This window comes from Sphingobacterium sp. CZ-2, from assembly GCF_004526235.1.
GTDB lineage: Bacteria > Bacteroidota > Bacteroidia > Sphingobacteriales > Sphingobacteriaceae > Sphingobacterium > Sphingobacterium tenebrionis.
Window position 1 is genome coordinate 1,836,702 of the sequence record NZ_CP038159.1, and the last position, 21,103, is coordinate 1,857,804.

Consider the following 21,103-nt stretch of genomic DNA (forward strand, 5'->3'; position numbering starts at 1 on the left):
GATTTAGAATGTAAGGTCAAGACCGAATGAGAAAGTTTTGGAATAAGGATAAGCTCTACCGTTGGTTTCTTGGGCAGCCTGTTCAGGGTCGATGTATTTGGAGCGTAGTTTTGTTGCAGTCCATAAATTTTCACCAGAAAGGAATATTCTCGCCCTACTTAACTTCATTTTCTGGGCAATGGAGATTGGAAGAGCATAACCTAGGGTCAGATTCTTCAAGCGTATGTAAGCTAGGTCCTGAAGATATCTATCCGTTCTTACGTTCAATGAACCTCGGTTGTTTAAGGCGATGTATCCTCTTAACAATGGGAAATAAGCATTAGGATTTTCTGGTGTCCAAACATCATCATTAAAATCTTTCGGGATAAACGAATAGTATGGACGTGAATATGGTCCCCAGAATTTGTCGGAATTATTCCCAGGCCACCAATTCTGTTTGCCAATACCTTGGAAGAATAGGGAAATATCAAAACCTTGATAATTAGCTCCCATATTGATCCCAAAATTGTACCTCGCACGGGAATTACCGATGATAACCTGATCTCCAGGTTCAAATACGGAGTTTTTTCCATTATTTACAATTCCGTCTGGCGTTCCGTCTGGTCCAGAAATGTCCACAAATTTTAAGTCTCCCGCTTGCAGTTTTGACCAGTTTCCTGGTGCAGATAGACGTTGGTTATCGACATAGTCCTGGTTGATGGTCCAACCATTGGCTTCTTCGTTGGATTGGAAAAATCCATCCGTTTTATAGCCCCAGATTTCACCTAATGTTTGACCCACGTAATAATTGTTGAGCAGCTTTTTCTCGTTATCAAAACGGGTGATCTTTGCTTTAGAATCAGACAGTCCAATCCCAAAATTGTATCCAAATGGTTTTTCATTGATCAAGAACTGATCTCTCCAGGTCATGGATAATTCCCATCCTGTATTTCTCAAATCGCCGGCATTGGTCCTTGGTGAAGAGGCTCCATAAACAGCAGGCAAGGTTTTTCCAGGGATCAACATATCCAATGTTTCACGGATAAAATAATCAAATGATACGGCGAGCTTATTTTGGAAGAATTCCAGATCAGTACCAAAGTTTAATGTATTTGTTCTTTCCCAGGTAAGATCTGCAGAAATTGGGGTAGGGATGCTTAGGTATTGCGACCGGGCACCATTGATGATATAGGTATTTGTTCCAGCATTTAATAATGGAATGTATCCATAAACACCAGCTTCCTGCGCATTACCCAGAGCTCCATAAGACACCCTGAACTTTGCTTCGTTCAATACTGGTTTTAGACTTTGCATAAAGTTTTCCTCCGAAATACGCCATCCAGCTGAAAAGGAAGGGAAAAACCCATAACGTTGTCCGGTAGGGAATTTAGATGTTCCATCGTAACGACCATTTACCTCTAATAGGTATCTCCCTTTATAATCGTAATTGATACGTCCAAAGAAACCCATTAATGCCCAAGTATTGGCTCCACCATTCAAAATTGGAATACCAGTTCCCAAATTGAAGTCATTCAGATCTTCGGATAATAAGTTGGTCTGGGTTCCGCCCATGTTCTTATAGACGTTCAGTTCTTGGTTAAAACCAAGGGTAGCTCCAAAATTATGGTCTCCGAAGTTTTTGATATAATTGGCAAATAAGTTCATGGAATGCTTGCGGGTCAACGCGATGGATTCCACTAATTGATCATTTCCTAAATAATTGATCACTCCTGGAAAAATGGACCATGGTGCTTGCGTGCGTCTGTTAAAGCGGGAAATAGGATTATACGTGAAAGTATAATTACCTGTTACCGTAAGTTCAGGTAATGGTTGGAATACGGCTTCAAATAAGTTTACAAATTCGTAATCCTTTTCTCCGCCTTTGGATTTTCCATATAATAGATCGGCCATAATACCATCACCGATGTTGTAGTTGTTCAGCTCAGTTCTGTAGGTGGCCGTTCCATCGGGGTTCACTGGGACATAGGATGGAAGCGCATGGACAGTAGTAGAAATAAAGTTATTATTGGCATCTACGCTGGAGTTCCATCCCGGATAGGTATAGCTTTGGTAATTCAATTGGGAATTGTTGCTGACACGTAGCCAGGAAGTAACTTGCCCATTGATCCTTGAACGTAGGTTAAAAGAATCGAATTTATCTTGGGTCACTTTCATCAAACCGCCTTTTTCATACATACGTCCAGAAAGGTAATAATCGATCTTATCTGAACCGCCCGAGAAGGTCAGCGCATGTTCCATAGAATTCATGTTCTTGCGATAGAAAGTATTCCACCAGTCGGTATTGGCATAATAAACATATTGGTCCTTACCATTTCTGTTTTGAATAACAACTGCAGGTAATGAAGGATCCTCTTTACGTTTTAATAGTTCGGCATAATCCTCATCGGTATAGCCGGTATAGCGGTTTCCTGTTGCTCTAACAAATGCCTCATCATTCAGAATGGCTGCATCATAGCCACTCGTCATAAAGTCTGTGCTTACCGTTAAGTTGGAAGTTGCAAAATTATTGTTGTAACTAATGTTCATTTTACCAGCTTGGCCCCGTTTGGTGGTCACTAACATAACACCAAAGGCGCCTCTAGCACCATATACAGCAGCAGCCGAAGCATCTTTCAATACGGAAATGGATTCAATATCTCTCGGATTGATGTTGTTGATGTTTCCCGGTACACCATCAATTAACACCAATGGGGCCGCATTCGCGGAGTTGATGGATGCGAAACCACGGATATTTATGGAACCTTCACCACCCGGGCGTCCATTCGAGAAATTGATGTTTAAGTTCGGAACTGCACCCTGTAATGCTTGCGTAGCATTGGATACGGAACGATCCTCTAAAATTTTGGAGTCGATTTGTGCCACAGCTCCAGTAAGATTTACTTTTTTCTGTTTACCATAACCCACGACAACCACTTCGTCCAATGACTCGTTGCTAGATTCTAGTACAATTCGGGAATACTCTTCTTGAATATTGAGGGTTTGAGGAGTATAACCCACCATAGAAAAACGTAATTGATTTCCTGTGGAGCCAGCGATCTCGAATTCGCCATTTTCATTTGTCTGGGTAGAAGCGGACGAGCTCAAATTGCGGACAGAAACTCCGGTGATAGGCTCACCTGTGGCATTTGTGATTTTACCGCGTAGAAGGTTTTGGCCTTGAATGATTTCCAAATGGTCAATAAAGGCAGGTTTTCGACCTGCTTGTACCGATGACCATGTACAGAAAGACATTCCTAAAAGGATAGGCAGAATAGCATAACTCTTTTTCATGTAGGTAGTTTTAGGATGTTTTTAAAGTTGCAAAGAAATGGTTAGAATGTTTTGATACCATTAAGGATATGTTACCAAATGGTAAAAGGTTTTAGGTAATTGTTGCTACCTAGGTGTAAGGGGTTTAAGGTTTAAGAAATATGTTTAGTTAGTATAAATTTAATATGAATTCTTTCTGCTTGTAACAAAAAATTAATATTTAACATTTCTACGGCATTTTCTATTGTTGTGATAAGGATTAATCTTATGTATCATTTATTGATGTGATAGAAATAAAAATTATTTACCTTTGTGCGATTAAAAATGTCAAATTAAATAGATGCATGTAAATTGACGCAAGTGCATCAAAACGAACGAACAATGAGTTATAACGAAAAGAAAGTAACAATTGAAATGGGTGGCGGGTTAGCTCCCATTGAATTGTCGACTGGGAAATTGGCTAAACAGGCTGATGGATCAGTAGTTTTAAAGCAAGGAGCAACGATGTTGCTAGCGACCGTGGTTTCTGCAAAGGAGCCAAAAGCGGGAACAGATTTCCTTCCTTTATCGGTAGATTACCAAGAGAAATATGCAGCCACAGGACGTATTCCAGGTGGTTTTTTACGTCGTGAAGCAAGACTTTCAGATTATGAGGTTTTGATTTCAAGATTGATCGATAGGGCTTTACGTCCATTATTCCCTGATACCTACCACGCAGATACACAAGTAATGGTTTCTTTGATCTCTGCAGATAAAGAGATCATGCCTGATGCTTTGGCAGGTTTAGCAGCTTCTGCAGCAATCGCTGTTTCTGATATTCCTTTCAATGGCCCAATCTCTGAAGTGCGTGTAGCGAAGGTAGATGGTCAATTAGTGATCAACCCTACGGTATCGGCTTTGGAAAAAGCAACATTGGAATTTATCGTAGCAGGTTCTGCACAGGATATCGTGATGGTAGAAGGTGAAGCCAATGAGATTTCTGAAGCTGAAATGGTAGAAGCAATTGCTTTTGCACATGATGCCATCAAAAAACAAGTGGCGGCACAGGTTGAATTGGCCAATTTGGTTGGATCCCACGATAAGAGAGGTTTCGATCATGAACCTTCCAACCCAGCATTGCGTGAAGCAATCTACGATGCTACTTATAGCCAAGTTTATGAAGTTGCCAAATCAGGTTCTTCGAAACATGACCGTACAGAGAAGTTCGCAGCTATCGGAGCGGCATTCTTCGAAACAATGGGTGAGGAGATCGATGATGATACGAAATTCTTATTAAAGAAATATTACCACGATGTACAGTACGATGCGGTTCGTAATCTTTTATTGGACGAAGGTATCCGTTTGGATGGCCGTGATGTTCGTAAGGTACGTCCGATCTGGACTGAAGTGGATTACTTACCGGCAGCACACGGTTCTGCGGTATTTACACGTGGTGAAACTCAGTCATTGACATCGGTAACTTTAGGTGCTAAAGACGATGAGCAGATGATCGATGGTGCATTCTTCCATGGATACAATAAGTTTATCCTTCACTACAACTTCCCTGGTTTCTCTACTGGTGAGGTAAGACCTAACAGAGGTCCTGGTCGTCGTGAGGTAGGTCATGGTAACCTGGCCATGCGTTCATTGAAAAAAGTGCTTCCTACGGAAGATAATCCATATACCATCCGTGTTGTTTCTGATATCCTGGAATCCAATGGTTCTTCATCAATGGCAACAGTATGTGCGGGAACATTGGCGTTGATGGATGCCGGTGTAAAAATCAAAGCGCCAGTATCAGGTATCGCGATGGGATTGATCTCTGATGAGAAAACAGGTAAATACGCTATTTTATCCGACATCTTAGGAGATGAGGATCACTTAGGAGATATGGACTTCAAAGTAACCGGTACAGCAAATGGTATCGTAGGTTGTCAAATGGACTTAAAGATCAATGGTCTGAAATGGGAAGTATTGACACAAGCTTTGGATCAAGCGAAAGAAGCTCGTTTACACATCCTTGGTGAAATGGCGAAAACCATCACGGAGCCACGTGAAGATTACAAACCACATGCTCCACGCATCATCCAGATCCTTATCGATAAAGAATTTATCGGTGCGGTTATTGGCCCAGGTGGTAAGATCATCCAAGAAATGCAACGTGAAACTGGTGCAACCATCTCCATTGAAGAAGTGGATAATAAAGGTGTTGTTCAGATCTTCGCTGACAATAAAGAATCTATCGATGCTGCCTTGGCAAGAATCAAAGCGATCACTGCAAAACCAGAAATTGGTGAAGTATATGAAGGTAAGGTCAAAACCATTATGCCTTTCGGAGCTTTCGTAGAGATCATGCCAGGTAAAGACGGTTTATTACATATCTCTGAAATTGATTGGAAACGTCTTGAAACCATGGACGGTGTGTTCAAAGAAGGTGATATGGTAACTGTTAAGTTATTGGATATCGACAAACAAGGTAAATTGAAGCTTTCTAGAAAAGCGTTATTACCAAGACCTCCAAGGGAAGACAAACCTGCAAAGGATCAACCAAAAGAGGACTAATAAACGAATACCTATAAATGAAGAGGCTGTCTAAAAAGGTCTCTTAAAAGAGAACCCCGTCATTAAAAAATGGCGGGGTTTTTCTGTTTTTTGTCCTCAAGATTTTGTATCTTAAGGTGCAACCAAAAAACAATATGGCAAACATACAATTCAAAGCGCTTCCATCCAATAGTCCTAGTCTTTTTCCTGAGAATATTTTAGACCGTATCCCCTTGAACCATCCTGTTCGGTTGGTGAGCCAGGTTGTTGACCAGTTGGATCTGGAACATATCATCCGTCAGTATAAAGGAGGGGGAACGACCAGTTTCCATCCCAGGATGCTCATTAAGGTACTGTTCTACGCGTATCTGAGCAATATCTATTCTTGCCGCAAGATCGAGCGCGCCCTGCACGAGAACATCCATTTCATGTGGCTTTCGGGCAACAGTACACCGGATTACCGTACGATCAATTATTTCAGGGGAAAGCGTCTTAAGGGACAGATACAGGAGCTGTTTGCCAGTATCGTTCGGATGCTGCATGATATGGAGTATGTCAGCCTGAAAGTCCAGTATGTAGATGGTACCAAGATCGAATCGGCCGCCGGTCGTTATACCTTCGTTTGGAAGAAATCGATCGAGAAGAACAAGATAAAGCTGGAGGCGAACATCGCTTCGGTCCTTTCGGATATCGATGCACAGATCAGCCGGGACCAATCTTCATTAGGGGATCAGCAGGTCATAAACAGGATCCTTTTTCGGTACAGAACCTATATTACAACCAGCAGGAGGACTTTTATGTGTGTCCGGCAGGACAGAAGCTCAGCTTTATCGGTCATGCAACCAGAGTCAGTGCCAACGGATACACTGCCCAGGTCAGCTGTTACCAGGCTCGGCGATGTGAGGGCTGCCCGATGCGCAGTGGGTGCCATAAAGCTAAAGGCGATCGGCTCATTGAAGTGAACCACAGGCTCAATAAGCTCAAGGATAAAGCCCGGGAAAGACTGCTGTCGGAAGAGGGAATGTACCATCGGAGCAAGCGACCCATAGAAGTGGAAGCTGTATTTGGTCAGATGAAAAGCAACAACAGGTTTACCCGGTTCACAATGAAAGGACTGGATAAAGTCGCTGTGGAATTCGGTTTGATGGCCATTGCCCATAACCTCAGAAAATGGGCAAAAAAGTGGAAAGACAAAGCTTTTATCGGTAAACCAGGTGGCAAAAACTCCCTATTTGCGATAAATCAAGCCATCAACATGCTGAAAAGTACAAAACATCGACTTGCAGCCTAATATTGCTCATGAAATTATAATGGAGCTCCAGAAAGCTATAAAACAGAAGAAGGTGCCTTTTTAGACACCTTCTTTTTTTTTACGTAAAAAAGTTTTCCCTCATTAAAAGCCAATATTCACTCATTCAAGAACCCCCTTCCCTCATCGATGGATTTTTGTGCGGCAAAATCAAATAATTTCGACATCATAAACAATAAGTAAACGAGAAACATTATGAAAACGAATTTATTGATGATGCTCTTGGCCGTCATTATTGGCATAGGCGCATGTAAAAAAGGGGATACTGGACCGATGGGTCCCCAAGGTGAAAAGGGAGATCAGGGGATACAAGGGGTAACGGGGATAAAGGGAGCTGATGGTTCCACGATATTTAGTGGAGCAGATGTTCCAACTGCAGCCATTGGTAAAAATGGCGACTTCTATTTCAGGACGGCAACTGGGGTGTTATATGGCCCTAAAACGGCAGCAGGTTGGGGAAATGGCACCAATCTGAAAGGTGCTAATGGCACGAATGGTACCAACGGAACAAATGGAACGAACGGTACGAACGGAAAGGATGGGTCACAATTTTTATCAGGTACGGTCATACCCGATGCGGGTTTAGGGAAAGTAGGCGATTTCTATTTCAATACTGCCCAGATGGTGCTTTATGGTCCAAAGACAGCTACAGGATGGGGTGTAGGCGCTAATTTAAAAGCAGATGCAAGAGTGATGTATTCTGGCTGGAAAACTAGTGTAAGGATGAAGGACTCTATCATGGATGGAACCGTCGCTCGGATTGCACACATTTATGCCCCCCAATTAACGGAAACCGTGATGGCATCTGCAGTTGTATTGATGTATTTGGATTATGGTGGTGGTCCATTTCCGTTGCCCTATACAAGCAGGGCAGGAGGTAGGATGTCTACCATCACCTTTAAATTGAAGAAAAATGAAATTGTGGTTTATCGGTATGTATATGATGGCGGGGCATTGTTGATGTTGGGCTCACAGATTCAATTTCGCTATGTCATCATCCCAGGTAATATGTATATAGGTTTGAAGGAAAGAAATATAGATTTTGGAAATCCAGCTGCCGTGCAGCAAGCTTTGGAAACAATGGACAGGTAAGAGGTTGTTTTTGAAAGATTGCTTCGTCGTGCCTCCTCGCAATGACGTTCCGATATAGGTCTAACTACTAAATACTAACTACTAACTACTGTTATAAAAAAGAGAGGGTGTCATTTTGACACCCTCTCTTTTTTATAACATCATTACATCAGGTATTTCTGCTACCTTTTTGTAATAATCGATAACCTCATCTGCATTGTTCACATAGTTCTCGATCGAGATGGAAGTGTATTTCCCGCCTGAAGAGCTTTTTTCGGAAAACTTAGCGCTGGCATGTGTAAAAATCGCTTTCACCTGCTCCGCTTTGTCTGAATCTGTTTTCACTATAAATTTAAAGGTGTAGATCGTAGGAAATTTCTCTACATCAATCAATTTCTCTTTAAAGTTTTTGTAAAAATCCTGTGGATTATTATCCTGTATATCTTTAATGTTGATGTTGTTGTTAAAATCTGTCATTTTTCAATTTCTCCTTTCCCTTACTTAACAAATTGCATACCCAATGGTTTGGTATGACAAAAGGTTAGTTTTCCATCGAAGTAGGCCAGGATTTCCTTTTTGTTCCGAATTTGAAGTTCGGTTTTTCCGACATCTGGAATTCCAAGGTGCCTCCCTTGAGAATTTCCGAATGAGTGATAAACAGCTTATCGTATTTCTTACCATTCAATCGGATGGAATGGATATACCTGTTCCTGGAAGAATTATCCTTTGCGATAATGTGGAATGTTTTTCCATTTGGCATTTGTATGCTCGCCTTATCCAATACCGGGCTTCCGAATACATATTCTCCATTGACTGGTGAAGCGGGATATAAGCCCATCATGGACCATACGGCCCAGGCACTCATTTGTCCGGCATCTTCATTACCGGCATAGCCATCTGGACGGTCATGGTACATGGAGTCTAAGATCGTGCGGACTTTTTCCTGGGTTTTCCAGGGTTTTCCAATGTAACTATACATATAAGCGATATGATGACTAGGTTCATTTCCATGAGCGTATTGGCCAATAAATCCTGAAGCATCCGGAGATTGGTTTTCACCAGTCATAATGGATGGTGCTTTGAAAAGGGTGTCTAACATCAGCTCCAATCCATTCTTTTTAGGGAATAATTTTGCTAAACCTCTCACATCATGTGGCACAAAAAATGAATGTTGCCAAGCATTGCCTTCGATATATTGACTTTTGTCGAAATCGTGTTCCGAATAGAATGGATCAAAAGGTTCAAAGAATTGGCCGTTTTTCAGTTTAGAGCGCATGAAACCCGTTTGTGGGTCAAAATGGTTTATATAATTCTTTGCTCGCTTGCTGAAGGTTTTAAAGTCCTCTTGTTTGCCCAATTTTTTGGCGACCAAGGAAATACAATAGTCGTCAAAAGCATATTCCAATGTTTTGGTTACTGAACCTCCGTTCACATCCTGTGGGACATAGCCATATTCGATATAGGCCGGAACTTCACGGATTTTTTGATAGGCACTCGCCAACATGGCCTGATAAGCTTTTTCCTGATCGAGCCCCGGCCAATCTTTGAGGATGGCATCGGCAATAACAGGGATGGCGTGGTAGCCGGTCATGGTATTGGTCTCAAAAGTACTCAAGTCCCAAACGGGTAAAAGGCCATTCTCTTCGTAAAAGGCCATCATACTCTGGAGGATATCTGTATATCTTTCCGCTTGCGTAATGGTAAATAAAGGTTTTAACGCTCGGAAAGTATCCCAAAGGGAAAATAGGGTATATCGTTGTCCAGCATTAGGCATTTTATGGGATTCTCCTTTATAATTTTTATAGGCACCATCCGCATCCGAATATAAGGTAGGAGATAGAGCGGTATGGTATAGGGCCGTGTAAAAGATGGTTTTTAGTTTTTCGTCGGCCGATTCTACTTGGATTTTGGACAATTCTTTTTCCCACTTGTTTTGGGCTGAAGTCTTAGCGGCAATGAAATCCCAATCGGGTATTTCGTTCAATGCAGCCAATGCTTTTTCTTCGTTGCTCGTGGAAAGTGCAACTTTTAGGGCAACCTGGTTTTGGTTAGGAAAGGTAAATTGTGCATTTACTGCTTTTACGGGGCCAGAAGTGCTTGTGTTGGTTTGAGAGACGCTGGAAGAGCTGGTTTTTTCCCCATTTAATAAGTAGGTGGAGAAAGGCTTTTCAAATCGGATGGCGAAATAGATATGTTGTTTATTCGCCCAACCATAGGAATATCTTTTTCCAATTATGGTATGCTTATCAATGATCTTTATTTCGGTATCCATAGGTCTATCCCAGTTAAAGGCATGGGCAAGATCCAAACGGATGGTTGGCCTACTGCCGGCAGGAAATTGGTATTGATGAAAACCTACTCGTTCTGAGGCCGTCAATTGAGCAAGGATGCCATTCTCTAGTTTTACTTGGTAAAATCCGGGGCTTGCCATTTCATCCTGATGGGAGAATCTGACCCGGGTATCCAATCTGTTCTGTTCCACAGGGTTCGTTAGGGGCATAATAGCGATATCCAACCAATCACCAATACCTGTTCCGCTGAGGTGCATATGGCTGAAGCCCGCAATGGAATCGGCAGAAATATGGTAACCGCTCACCCAGTCCCAGCCGCTCTTACCATTATCTGGTGATAACTGAACCAAGGAGAATGGAACGGTCGCTCCGGGATAGGTATGGCCATGGCCGCCGGTACCTATGAAAGGATCCACGTATTTGCTGAACTCTTGAGCCTTTAGGCCCAACGTGCCCAATAAAAGGCCAGTTAACAGTGGTAAAAATCGTTTAAAATATATGATCATAATGCAGTTTATTTCGATTTACAGCTTTTCAAATATAAGCTTTTAAATCAATTTAAACCCTTTTAGCAAATTATTTAGCGATTAATTTAGCATTTATTTGCTAAAATTTAGCTGATTTTATATATTTGGTTTGTATAACATCAACAATAACCTACAAACATGAAGAAGCGTATTTTGATCTCAGACATAGCCAAAAGCTTGGGCGTATCCGTTACGACCGTATCCTTTATCCTGAATGGGAAAGCGAAGGAAAAGCGGATCAGTGAAGGATTGACCAAGCGTGTATTGGATTATGTGAAAAAGGTCGGGTATAAACCAAATCAATTAGCACAGAGTCTGCGGACTGGCCAATCCAAGATTTTAGGATTGATCGTAGAAGATATTTCCAATCCGTTTTTCTCCAATGTAGCTAAGTATATCGAAAGGATAGCGTATGATAACGGCTACCACATCATTTATTGCAGTATGGACAATGATGTAACAAAGGCTAAAGAACTTATACAGCTATTTTACGATCGTCAAGTAGATGGTTATATCATTACGCCGCCTGAGGGTTTGGAAGAAACAGTGGCTAATCTGATAAAAAATAACGTCCCAGTTGTTTTATTTGACCGTTACATCCCAAATTTGGAAACAAATTATGTGGTATTGGATAATTTCAATGGAGCTTTTACGGCCACCAAGCACCTGTTGGAAAATCCTTCCAACAAGCGGGTCGGTTTTGTTTCCCTATTTTCGAACCAGACCCAGATGCGGGACCGTTTGGAAGGTTATATGAAAGCCATTGACGATTTCCAACAGCAGGCCTACATCAAAAAGATCAAGATTGATGAAGATGAGGCATCGTCCATCGAACAATTGCACGAATTTATCGCATCCAATAAACTGGATGCTGTATTATTTGCCACGAATTATCTGGCAATCCATGGGTTGAAGGCCATCAAGGAATATAAAATGAAATTACCCCATATGGTCGCCTATGATGACCACACTCTTTTCAGCTTATATGAGCCGGGAATTTCGGTGGTCACCCAAGATACTGCAACCATTGCCAATGAACTTATCCATACACTCTTGAATGAGATTAAAGGAAAGAACAAGGAATTGCAGAAAATTACCATTCCAAGTGAACTGTTGGTTCGCGGATCTTCCGTTATTTCTGAGGAGGCGCTGGAACAAACTTCATAGAAATAGAATTCACACAATGTCTCGTGTTTTTGGAGGTGAATCCTTCTCCTTCAAAAACATGGCCTAGGTGGGCATCACATTTCGCACATAAAATCTCCACTCTTCTTCCGTCTGCATCGACCTCCCTGCGCACAGCACCCTTGATTTCATCATCAAAACTTGGCCATCCACAGTGGGATTCAAACTTATCATCTGATTTGTACAAAGGGGCATCGCAGCGTTTGCACACATAGGTACCTTTCGCTTTATTGTCCAATAGTTTTCCTGTAAAAGGTCTCTCGGTACCTTTTTGAAGGATGACGTACTCTTCTTCAGGGGTTAGTTTGTTGTATTTTGTTGTGTCGTTCATAGCGATTTTGGTTTTGGGCTGTTGCGACTGCGCACAACCGGTAAAAACAAATAAAAATAAAATGCAAATTATTATTCTCATAGTACCACTAAGTTAGGGAATAATTGGGAGTAAAAAATCAGATTAGTGTTAATTATTGGCATGTAGGACAACAAATGCAAAGCTATTTAGAATGATTATAAATTGATAAATTAAGTCATCAAATTGTCAGTGATTGCTTAATAAGTTATACTTTTGTGCATTGTTTTGTACGGTATTGTGTACCTATAGTAGAGAGTCAACAATTAATTATTACACATAAAATAGTATAAAGTGCTAAATATGAGAAATATCTCATCCGTTTTAGGAAGACTTGCGAAGTCAATATCAGTAAGTTTGGTATTGTTATTTGCCGTTACTACTGCTGCGCAAGCGCAGGATGCTGCGAATGGTGCTGCGCTATTCAAAGCGAATGCATGTCAGTCATGTCACACGTTGGGAAGGAATGGCGTTGGACCTGACTTGTTAGGGTTGTCAGAACGTCGTGAAATGGGCTGGATTGTGAAATGGATTCACAACCCACAAGGTATGATCGATGCTGGAGACCCAATTGCATTGGAGTTGAAAGGGAAGTACCCAACAGTGATGACTCCATTTGCGAGTTTATCTGAATCAGATATCGCTGACATGGTAGCTTATTTGGACGCGGAGAAGGTTAAAGCTGAAGAGAAGAAAAATTCTCCTGCTGCTGCCGGTGCTGCTGCAAGTTCGGATGCAAACACCATGATGATCATCGGATTGGTTGCCTTATTTGTGGTTGCCATTGCCGTTATCTTCGCGTTGAACAGAGTGACCAAAACTTTGGAGCGTGTTATTGCCAACAACCAAGCAGCTATTGCTGAGGCACAGGCAAGACATGAAGAGGCAGGCGAAAGCAATACGGCTAAATTTGCTCAAGCATTCCTTAAGAATAAGAAATTGGTATTCTTCGTGGTATTGATGGTGGTAGGTCTTTTAGGAGCTGCAGGATGGAACACGATGTGGAACGTAGGTGTTCACCAAGGTTACAAACCTGTTCAGCCTATTAAATTCTCGCACCAGATCCACGCTGGGGTAAACCAAATCGAATGTCAATATTGTCACGGTGGTGCATTCAAATCTAAAAATGCATCTATTCCATCTGCGAATGTTTGTATGAACTGTCACAATACGGTAACAGCATCTGACCATTACGATGGACAAACATCACCTGAGATTGCGAAACTATACCGCGCGGTAGACTGGGATCAAGAAACCAGAACTTACGGTACCAATACTAGACCGATCGAATGGGTTAGAATTCACAACCTTCCTGATTTTGCGTATTTCAACCACTCCCAGCACGTTGTTGTAGCGGGTGTTGAGTGTCAAACATGTCACGGTCCTATTCAGGATATGGAAGAAGTTTACCAATACTCACCACTAACCATGAAATGGTGTGTTGACTGTCACAAAGAGACTGAGGTTAATAAGGATAATGCTTATTACGACCAGTTGATCGAAGCTCACGAGAAATTGAAAAAAGGTGAGAAGATGACAGCAGCGATGATCGGTGGATTAGAGTGTGGTAAATGTCACTATTAATGAATTAATTTAGAAATACAGAATCTTATATATAGCTTAAATGGAAAGCAATAAAAAATATTGGAAAGGCTTAGAAGAGTTAAATCAAACACCTGCTTTTGTTGAAGGAAGCAAGGGAGAGTTTGCTGAGTCTATTCCTGTAGAAGATGTGTTAAACGAAGCTGGTTTAAGTACAAAGACTCCTCGTCGTGATTTCTTAAAGGCTTTAGGTTTCGGTTTGGGAGCTGTTACATTAGCAGCTTGTAACCGTACGCCAATTCATAAGGCTGTTCCTTATGTGATCAAACCAGAGGAAATCACTCCAGGTATTCCTAACTTCTACGCTTCATCCTTCAATGGTCAGAGTGTAATCGTTAGAACACGCGAAGGACGTCCTATCTCGTTAGAAGCTAACCCAAATGCTGTTGGATTAAATCAAGGTACAGATGCGAGCACTTCGGCTTCGGTACTTGATCTATACGACATGTCTAAATTACAGGCTCCACAGATTGGTGGCAAGGATGTAAGTTGGGCACAATTGGATAAAGCGGTTGTAGACGCATTGAATAAAGCACAGGCTGCCGGAAAACAGATCACGATTGTTTCGGATACAGTAAACAGTCCGTCGACTTTGGCTGCCATTGCTGCACTTGCTGCTAAATACCCTGCAACACAACATGTTCAGGTTGATGCAGTTTCTTACAGCGGTATCATCGAAGCAAACAGAGCTTCTTTCGGTAAAGCTGTTATCCCTTCTTACCATTTTGACAATGCACAAGTTGTTGTATCCGTTGCAGCAGATTTCTTGGGTTCTTGGTTAGCTGGTGAGGAGCATACTCAAGATTATATCAAAAACCGTGACCATAAATCATTGAAAGGTGGTAAAATGTCACGCCATATCCAATTTGAATCTGGTCTATCGATGACTGGTTCGAATGCTGACGTTCGTGCAGCGATCAAACCTTCTGAAGAAGGAGCAGTATTGATCGGCTTGTACAATGCCATCACAGGATCTTCCATCGCGGGAGGTACTACTAATGCGAAAGCAACCACTATCCTTAAATTAGCTGCTGCTGAATTAGTAAAAGCTAGAGGAGCTGCAGTTGTTGTTGCAGGATCAAACGATATCAATACGCAAGTATTGGTCAACGCGATCAACTCGGCATTAGGTGCTTACGGATCAATTATTGATTTGGATAATTATTCTAAACAATATCAAGGTTCGGATGCCGCATTCCAACAATTCTTGACAGCAGCAAAAGCTGGACAAGTAGGAGTGGCCTTCTTCTTAAACAGTAACCCAGTATATAACTACTTCAAAGCAGAAGATGCAAAAGCAGCAATTGCGAAAGTAGATTATACGGTATCCTTCGCTGATAGAGCTGATGAAACAGCATCAGAATTGAAAGCGATCGCTCCAAATTGTACTTTCTTAGAGGCTTGGGGTGATGCATCAGCAAAAGAAGGATTATTCACGATCATCCAACCAACGATCAACCCAGTTTTCAACACCCGCCAAGCAGAGCAATCTTTATTGACTTGGGCAGGTGTGAACAAATCCATTCATGATTTCGTAAAAGAAACTTGGGAAACCACTATCCTTGCAGGTACTGGAAAAGCTTGGAAAGATGTATTACAACAAGGTTTTGTTTACAAAGGATCAACTACAGGATCTGCTTATGCTTCAAACGCTGATGTAAATGCTGCTGCTGCAGCTATCGTAAATGATAGCAAACGCGTTTCTGGCGGTGTAGAATTGAAATTATACGAATCTACTACCTTAAGAGATGGTCGTTATGCAAACAATGCTTACTTACAAGAATTGCCTGATCCGGTATCCAAAGTAACTTGGGACAACTATGCTGCCATCAACCCTGTTGATGCGGAGGAATTAGGAGTTAAAGAAACAGGAAAAGTTACTGTTGAAGCGAATGGCTACAAAGTAGATCTTCCTGTGATCTTGCAACCAGGTCAAGCAAGAGGTACTGTTTCAGTAGCTGTGGGTTACGGCCGTACGAAAGTAGGTAAAGCAGGTAATGAGGTAGGGGTGAATGCTTATCCATTTGCTAGTCTGGTTAATGGAACTATCCAATTGTCTGCAAAAGCGACAGTTTCCAAAGCATCAGGCATCTACGAATTAGCTCAAACACAAACACACCACACGATTGAAGGACGTAACATCGTTCGCGAAACTTCATTCGCTAAATACTTGAAAGATCCTAACTCAGAATCTGGTCGTTTCGCAGATACGCACCAAACTTATGACTTGTGGAACAAGTTTGAACAACCGGGTCACCGTTGGGTGATGGCGATCGACTTGAACGCTTGTACAGGATGTGGATCATGTATCGTGGCATGTAACGTAGAAAACAATATCCCAGTAGTAGGACGCGATGAGGTTCGCCGTCGTCGTGAAATGCACTGGTTGCGTATCGACCGTTACTATACCCTAGAAAATGGAGAAGCTTCTTTAACAAAAGAGAAAGAGATTGCAAAAGCTGACGGCATGGATTACGAAAGTGTAACCGTTGTTCACCAGCCGATGCTATGTCAACACTGTGAGCACGCACCTTGTGAGACGGTATGTCCGGTATTAGCTACTGTACACTCATCTGAAGGTCTTAACCACATGGCTTATAACCGTTGTTTCGGAACACGTTACTGTGCGAACAACTGTCCATACAAAGTACGTCGTTTCAACTGGTTCAACTACTGGAATGATTCTCGTTTTGATAACTATCTGAACAATGAATTCACGCAATTGGTATTGAATCCTGATGTAACTACACGTTCTCGTGGGGTTATGGAGAAATGTTCAATGTGTATCCAACGTATCCAAGCTGGTAAATTACAAGCGAAGATCGAAAACCGTAAAGTAAAAGACGGAGATATTAAGATGGCTTGTCAAGCAGCATGTTCTGCCAATGCTATCATCTTTGGAGATGCAAACGATCCGGAGTCAGAAGTTTCTAAAGCATTACGTAACGAACGTGTTTATTACGTATTGGAAGAAATCAACGTTCAACCAAATATTGGTTACATGACGAAGGTTAGAAACACATTTGAAGCTTAATTTTTTTCTAGACTGAAATTAAAAAACTATGTCATCGCATAACGAATCAATATTAAGAGAACCATTAATTACCGGCAAGGATATCACCTACGCACAAATCACAGATGATATCTTACTTCCGGTTGAGAATAAGCCCAACAAAGCTTGGTGGATCGGTTTTACGGTTGCCGCATTAGGAGCAATGTTATGGGTAGTGAGTGTTGGATACACGTTTTGGACAGGTATCGGCGCTTGGGGATTGAACAAAACAGTAGGCTGGGCCTGGGATATTACCGACTTCGTATGGTGGGTAGGTATTGGTCACGCCGGAACGTTGATCTCCGCAGTATTATTATTATTCCGTCAGAACTGGCGTAACTCCATCAACAGATCGGCTGAGGCGATGACAATCTTTGCCGTTATCTGTGCCGCAACTTACGTTGTTGCTCACATGGGTCGCCCTTGGTTAGCATACTGGATTTTCCCACTTCCTAACCAATTCGGATCACTTTGGGTGAACTTTAACTCTCCATTAGTATGGGATGCCTTTGCAATCTCCACTTATTTCACGGTATCCTTAGTATTCTGGTACTGTGGTTTATTACCGGATATTGCAACTGTTCGTGACCGTGCTACGGGTTTAAAACAAAGAATCTACTCTATCCTTTCTTTCGGATGGAACGGATCAGTGAAAACTTGGCAACGTTTTGAGATCGTATCCTTGATCTTAGCCGGTATTTCCACACCACTTGTACTTTCGGTACACACCATCGTATCCATGGACTTTGCAACTTCTGTAATTCCAGGATGGCACACCACGATCTTCCCTCCATACTTCGTTGCTGGAGCGATCTTCTCGGGTTTCGCCATGGTACAGACCTTATTGTTGATCTTACGTAAAGTAATGAACTTCGAGAACTACATTACCATGTTCCACATCGAGTCGATGAACAAGATCATCATGGTAACAGGTTCTATCGTAGGTATTGCTTACTTGACCGAGTTATTCATTGCATGGTACTCTGGTTCTGAATATGAGATGTATGCATTCGCAAACCGTGTTGCTGGTCCTTATGCATGGGCTTACTGGGCGATGATGACCTGTAACGTAATCTCTCCACAGTTATTCTGGTTCAAAAAGATCCGTACAAGTATTCCAATCTCTTGGGTATTGTCGATCATTGTGAACATCGGTATGTGGTTTGAGCGTTTTGTAATTATCGTTACTTCTTTGCACCGTGACTACTTACCATCATCATGGGCAATGTTCTACCCAACTTGGGTTGACGTGGGTATCTTTGTTGGATCCATCGGTCTATTCTTCACGTTATTCTTACTTTTCCTTCGTTTCCTTCCAGGTATTGCGATTGCAGAGGTTAAGTTGTTGTTGAAGAGTGCGAGTTTACAACAGAAAACCAAACTTGTTCAAGAAGGTGCATTCCCTGAGGACCAAGTGGAATACTTCAGAAACTCATTGGAAAAGTACGATACAGTAACTGAAGAGGACATTAAGGCATTAAGAAAAAAATAATTTAGCAATGAGCAATACAAAATATATACTAGGAAGTTTTGCGGATCCTGATGAAATGATGCACGGGATCGATAAGTTGCAAGCGAATAACATTAGCATTTACGATTGTTTCACACCAATGCCTATCCACGGTATTGAAGCTAAATTAGGTGTAAAGCCATCACGTTTACCAATTGCAGCATTTATCTTCGGTATCACCGGAACGATATTAGGATTTAGTTTATTATTCTATACAATGGCTTATGATTGGCCGATGAACATTGGTGGAAAACCATCAATGCCGTTGCCAAACTTTGTACCCGTAACGTTTGAGGTTACCATCTTGATCTGTGCGTTGGGTATGGTAGCTACGTTCTTTTTCCGTAACCATTTGTTTCCAGGACGCGCACCACGTGTTATGGACTTAAGAGCAACGGATGACCGTTTTATTATTGCAATTGATGCTAATGAGAATACTGACCATGGTTTGATCGATAACCTATTGAAAGAAGCTGGCGCAGTAGAAGTTAAATACAATGAAAGAAAATATGTTAGTTATGAATAAGAAGAATTTTCTTGGAACTGTATGTGTAGCTGTCGCTTTGTCAGCGGTCGTTTCTGCTTGCGGGGATGGAACAACGCGTAGTGCCGGATGGGAATTCTCGCCCAATATGTATGAACCGCTTGCTTTCAACCCGGATCAGCCAAACCCGAATTTTAAAGATAACAAGACAGCTCAATTACCACCAACAGGTTCAGATCCTATCGGATTTGTACGTTTTGAATATCCAAATACCACTGAAGGATATACCCAAGCTGGTTTAGAAGTTAAAAGCCCTCTAGCGATGACAGATGAAAATCTGAAACAAGGAGAAGCTTTATTCTTAACTTATTGTGCAGTATGTCATGGTAAAGATGGGAATGGAGATGGTCAATTGACAAAAGATAGAAAAGTTAATGATTCTCGTGGAGAGCGTGAATTGGAGAAATTCCCTCCGCCACCATCATTCCACAGATCCGCTGGAGCTAAATCGACTAGAGGTACGGTTATGGCTGACCTTTCGGATGGTCAAATATTCCACACCATTACTTATGGATATAACGCGATGGGTTCACACGCATCTCAATTGACTCCAGATGAGCGTTGGAGAGTGGTAATGTACGTACATGAATTACAAAAAAAATAATCTAACATCGATAATATAAATGGGAACTCACAATCATCATCACGATTATAATTTCAGCGAGCAATTTCAATTCGCAGGGATCGCTAAGGTCCTGAGTTTGGTTGCTATCGTTGTAGGAATAGCCGCTATTGCATTTGGCTTACTATCCAGTGACCATATCATGGTTGAGCGTACATATGCCAATTTATTATTGATGGGTTATTACTTTACATGTGTTTGTGCAGCAGGAGCATTCTTCGTTGCATTACAGATGGTAACTCAATCAGGTTGGTCTGCAGGTTTACTACGTATCCCTCAGGCTATGGCAAGCGTACTTCCAATCGCCTCAATCATCTTATTGGTTATTGTTGGCTTAGGCTTAACAACGCATAACCTTTACCACCACTGGCATGCTGAAGGATTAACAGATCCTAACAGCCCGCACTATGATAAATTGGTAGCCGGTAAAGCCGCTTTCTTGAACGTTCCGGGATTCTTGATCCGTCAGATCCTGTTCATGGGTAGCTACGCGATCTTCGCCTTTATCTTAGCAAAATTGTCATACAATGAAGATTTAGAAGGTGGACTTACATCTTATAAGAAAAGCTTTAAATTATCAGCTATTTTCTTAGTAATCTTTGGTTTCACAACACCTATTTGGTCTTTCGATACCATCATGTCCTTAGAGGCACACTGGTTCTCGACCATGTTCGGTTGGTACAACTTCGCAGCAATGTGGGTAAGTGGACTAGCTGTAATCATTGTGATCTTAGTATTATTGAAGAAAGCTGGTTATATGAACTGGGTTAATGAGAACCACCTACATGATTTAGGTAAATTATTGTTCGGTTTCTCTATTTTCTGGACTTACGTTTGGTTTGCACAGTTTATGTTGATTTGGTATTCTAACATTCCAGAGGAAACAGTTTATTTCTACAAACGTTGGGAACCTGAATACAAGCCTTGGTTTTGGATTAACATTATCATTAACTTTGTGGCGCCTGTATTATTATTGGTAGACCGTGACGCAAAACGTAGATTGAACATGATGTTGTTCGTAGCGATCTTGTTATTGTTAGGACATTGGTTAGATTATTACATCATGATTATGCCAGGTACTGTTGAAAACCACCGTGGATTCGGTATTGTGGAGATCGGTACTGCCATTGGTTTTGTAGGATTGTTTACTTTCTTAGTGATGTCCAAATTGAGCAAACATGCTCTGGCACCTAAGCATCATCCGTTCTTGGATGAGAGTTTACATCATCAGATATAATAGCGAATTACTTGAAATTACGTTCAAACGTCTTA

Annotated in this window: 13 protein-coding genes and 1 pseudogene; 10 read left to right on the forward strand and 4 right to left on the reverse strand. The window is 41.6% G+C overall.

Features of this window, described 5'->3' with window-relative positions; genetic code table 11:
• Positions 1-3: 3 nt before the first annotated feature.
• Positions 4-3,270 carry a SusC/RagA family TonB-linked outer membrane protein gene (locus E3D81_RS08150; protein WP_134777086.1) on the reverse strand — a complete coding sequence of 1,089 codons (3,267 nt, stop codon included), beginning with the start codon at positions 3,268-3,270 and terminating at the stop codon, positions 4-6.
• Positions 3,271-3,630: 360 nt separating this feature from the next.
• Here E3D81_RS08150 and pnp point away from each other — a divergent pair, with 360 nt between their 5' ends.
• The 3 genes and pseudogenes from pnp to E3D81_RS08165 all read left to right on the forward strand — a co-directional run bounded on the left by pnp (position 3,631) and on the right by E3D81_RS08165 (position 8,170).
• Complete coding sequence (pnp, locus tag E3D81_RS08155) at positions 3,631-5,790, forward strand: polyribonucleotide nucleotidyltransferase (RefSeq protein WP_099367732.1); 2,160 nt, start codon at positions 3,631-3,633, stop codon at positions 5,788-5,790.
• A 134-nt stretch (positions 5,791-5,924) separates the two neighbouring features.
• Positions 5,925-6,919 (forward strand): annotated as a pseudogene (locus E3D81_RS17490) (transposase); the annotation flags it as partial.
• Between the two features lie 354 nt (positions 6,920-7,273).
• On the forward strand, positions 7,274-8,170 hold the full coding sequence (locus E3D81_RS08165; protein ID WP_134777087.1) for a hypothetical protein: 897 nt from the start codon (positions 7,274-7,276) through the stop codon (positions 8,168-8,170).
• Positions 8,171-8,302: 132 nt separating this feature from the next.
• Here E3D81_RS08165 and E3D81_RS08170 read toward each other — a convergent pair whose 3' ends face one another.
• Both E3D81_RS08170 and E3D81_RS08175 read right to left on the reverse strand, forming a co-directional pair.
• The gene (locus tag E3D81_RS08170; RefSeq protein WP_099367730.1) at positions 8,303-8,626 is read right to left on the reverse strand and encodes a DUF493 domain-containing protein; all 324 of its coding nucleotides are present in this window, start codon (positions 8,624-8,626) and stop codon (positions 8,303-8,305) included.
• Between the two features lie 64 nt (positions 8,627-8,690).
• Entirely contained in the window at positions 8,691-10,946 is a 2,256-nt protein-coding gene (locus E3D81_RS08175) for a GH92 family glycosyl hydrolase (RefSeq protein ID WP_134777088.1), read from the reverse strand.
• A 159-nt stretch (positions 10,947-11,105) separates the two neighbouring features.
• Here E3D81_RS08175 and E3D81_RS08180 point away from each other — a divergent pair, with 159 nt between their 5' ends.
• Positions 11,106-12,134: a LacI family DNA-binding transcriptional regulator gene (locus tag E3D81_RS08180; protein ID WP_099367728.1), complete on the forward strand. Its 1,029-nt coding sequence runs from the start codon at positions 11,106-11,108 to the stop codon at positions 12,132-12,134.
• On the opposite strand, the gene E3D81_RS08185 is transcribed toward E3D81_RS08180, so the two are convergent.
• Positions 12,100-12,564: a methionine-R-sulfoxide reductase gene (locus E3D81_RS08185; RefSeq protein ID WP_099367727.1), complete on the reverse strand. Its 465-nt coding sequence runs from the start codon at positions 12,562-12,564 to the stop codon at positions 12,100-12,102. The genes E3D81_RS08180 and E3D81_RS08185 overlap by 35 nt on opposite strands.
• A gap of 240 nt (positions 12,565-12,804) precedes the next feature.
• Here E3D81_RS08185 and E3D81_RS08190 point away from each other — a divergent pair, with 240 nt between their 5' ends.
• The 6 genes from E3D81_RS08190 to E3D81_RS08215 are packed head-to-tail and all read left to right on the forward strand — an operon-like array spanning position 12,805 to position 21,068.
• Positions 12,805-14,085 carry a cytochrome c3 family protein gene (locus E3D81_RS08190; RefSeq protein ID WP_099367726.1) on the forward strand — a complete coding sequence of 427 codons (1,281 nt, stop codon included), beginning with the start codon at positions 12,805-12,807 and terminating at the stop codon, positions 14,083-14,085.
• A 40-nt stretch (positions 14,086-14,125) separates the two neighbouring features.
• Positions 14,126-17,137 carry a TAT-variant-translocated molybdopterin oxidoreductase gene (locus tag E3D81_RS08195; RefSeq protein ID WP_099367725.1) on the forward strand — a complete coding sequence of 1,004 codons (3,012 nt, stop codon included), beginning with the start codon at positions 14,126-14,128 and terminating at the stop codon, positions 17,135-17,137.
• Positions 17,138-17,165: 28 nt separating this feature from the next.
• Positions 17,166-18,647, forward strand: a complete 1,482-nt coding sequence (gene nrfD / locus E3D81_RS08200) for an NrfD/PsrC family molybdoenzyme membrane anchor subunit (RefSeq protein ID WP_134777089.1) — start codon at positions 17,166-17,168, stop codon at positions 18,645-18,647.
• 7 nt (positions 18,648-18,654) lie between these two features.
• Positions 18,655-19,191 carry a DUF3341 domain-containing protein gene (locus tag E3D81_RS08205; RefSeq protein ID WP_099367723.1) on the forward strand — a complete coding sequence of 179 codons (537 nt, stop codon included), beginning with the start codon at positions 18,655-18,657 and terminating at the stop codon, positions 19,189-19,191.
• The gene (locus tag E3D81_RS08210; protein WP_134777090.1) at positions 19,163-19,813 is read left to right on the forward strand and encodes a c-type cytochrome; all 651 of its coding nucleotides are present in this window, start codon (positions 19,163-19,165) and stop codon (positions 19,811-19,813) included. The genes E3D81_RS08205 and E3D81_RS08210 overlap by 29 nt, the downstream gene beginning before the upstream one ends.
• Before the next feature lie 19 nt (positions 19,814-19,832).
• The gene (locus E3D81_RS08215) at positions 19,833-21,068 is read left to right on the forward strand and encodes a quinol:cytochrome C oxidoreductase (protein ID WP_099367721.1); all 1,236 of its coding nucleotides are present in this window, start codon (positions 19,833-19,835) and stop codon (positions 21,066-21,068) included.
• Positions 21,069-21,103 lie beyond the last annotated feature (35 nt).

Coding starts and splice junctions, on each gene's coding strand:
- E3D81_RS08215 (WP_099367721.1), top strand. CDS start 19,833: ATGGGAACTCACAATCATCATCACGATTATAATTTCAGCGAGCAATTT.
- E3D81_RS08180 (WP_099367728.1), top strand. CDS start 11,106: ATGAAGAAGCGTATTTTGATCTCAGACATAGCCAAAAGCTTGGGCGTA.
- nrfD (WP_134777089.1), top strand. CDS start 17,166: ATGTCATCGCATAACGAATCAATATTAAGAGAACCATTAATTACCGGC.
- pnp (WP_099367732.1), top strand. CDS start 3,631: ATGAGTTATAACGAAAAGAAAGTAACAATTGAAATGGGTGGCGGGTTA.
- E3D81_RS08190 (WP_099367726.1), top strand. CDS start 12,805: ATGAGAAATATCTCATCCGTTTTAGGAAGACTTGCGAAGTCAATATCA.
- E3D81_RS08210 (WP_134777090.1), top strand. CDS start 19,163: ATGAAAGAAAATATGTTAGTTATGAATAAGAAGAATTTTCTTGGAACT.
- E3D81_RS08170 (WP_099367730.1), bottom strand. CDS start 8,626: ATGACAGATTTTAACAACAACATCAACATTAAAGATATACAGGATAAT.
- E3D81_RS08185 (WP_099367727.1), bottom strand. CDS start 12,564: ATGAGAATAATAATTTGCATTTTATTTTTATTTGTTTTTACCGGTTGT.
- E3D81_RS08165 (WP_134777087.1), top strand. CDS start 7,274: ATGAAAACGAATTTATTGATGATGCTCTTGGCCGTCATTATTGGCATA.
- E3D81_RS08150 (WP_134777086.1), bottom strand. CDS start 3,270: ATGAAAAAGAGTTATGCTATTCTGCCTATCCTTTTAGGAATGTCTTTC.
- E3D81_RS08195 (WP_099367725.1), top strand. CDS start 14,126: ATGGAAAGCAATAAAAAATATTGGAAAGGCTTAGAAGAGTTAAATCAA.
- E3D81_RS08175 (WP_134777088.1), bottom strand. CDS start 10,946: ATGATCATATATTTTAAACGATTTTTACCACTGTTAACTGGCCTTTTA.
- E3D81_RS08205 (WP_099367723.1), top strand. CDS start 18,655: ATGAGCAATACAAAATATATACTAGGAAGTTTTGCGGATCCTGATGAA.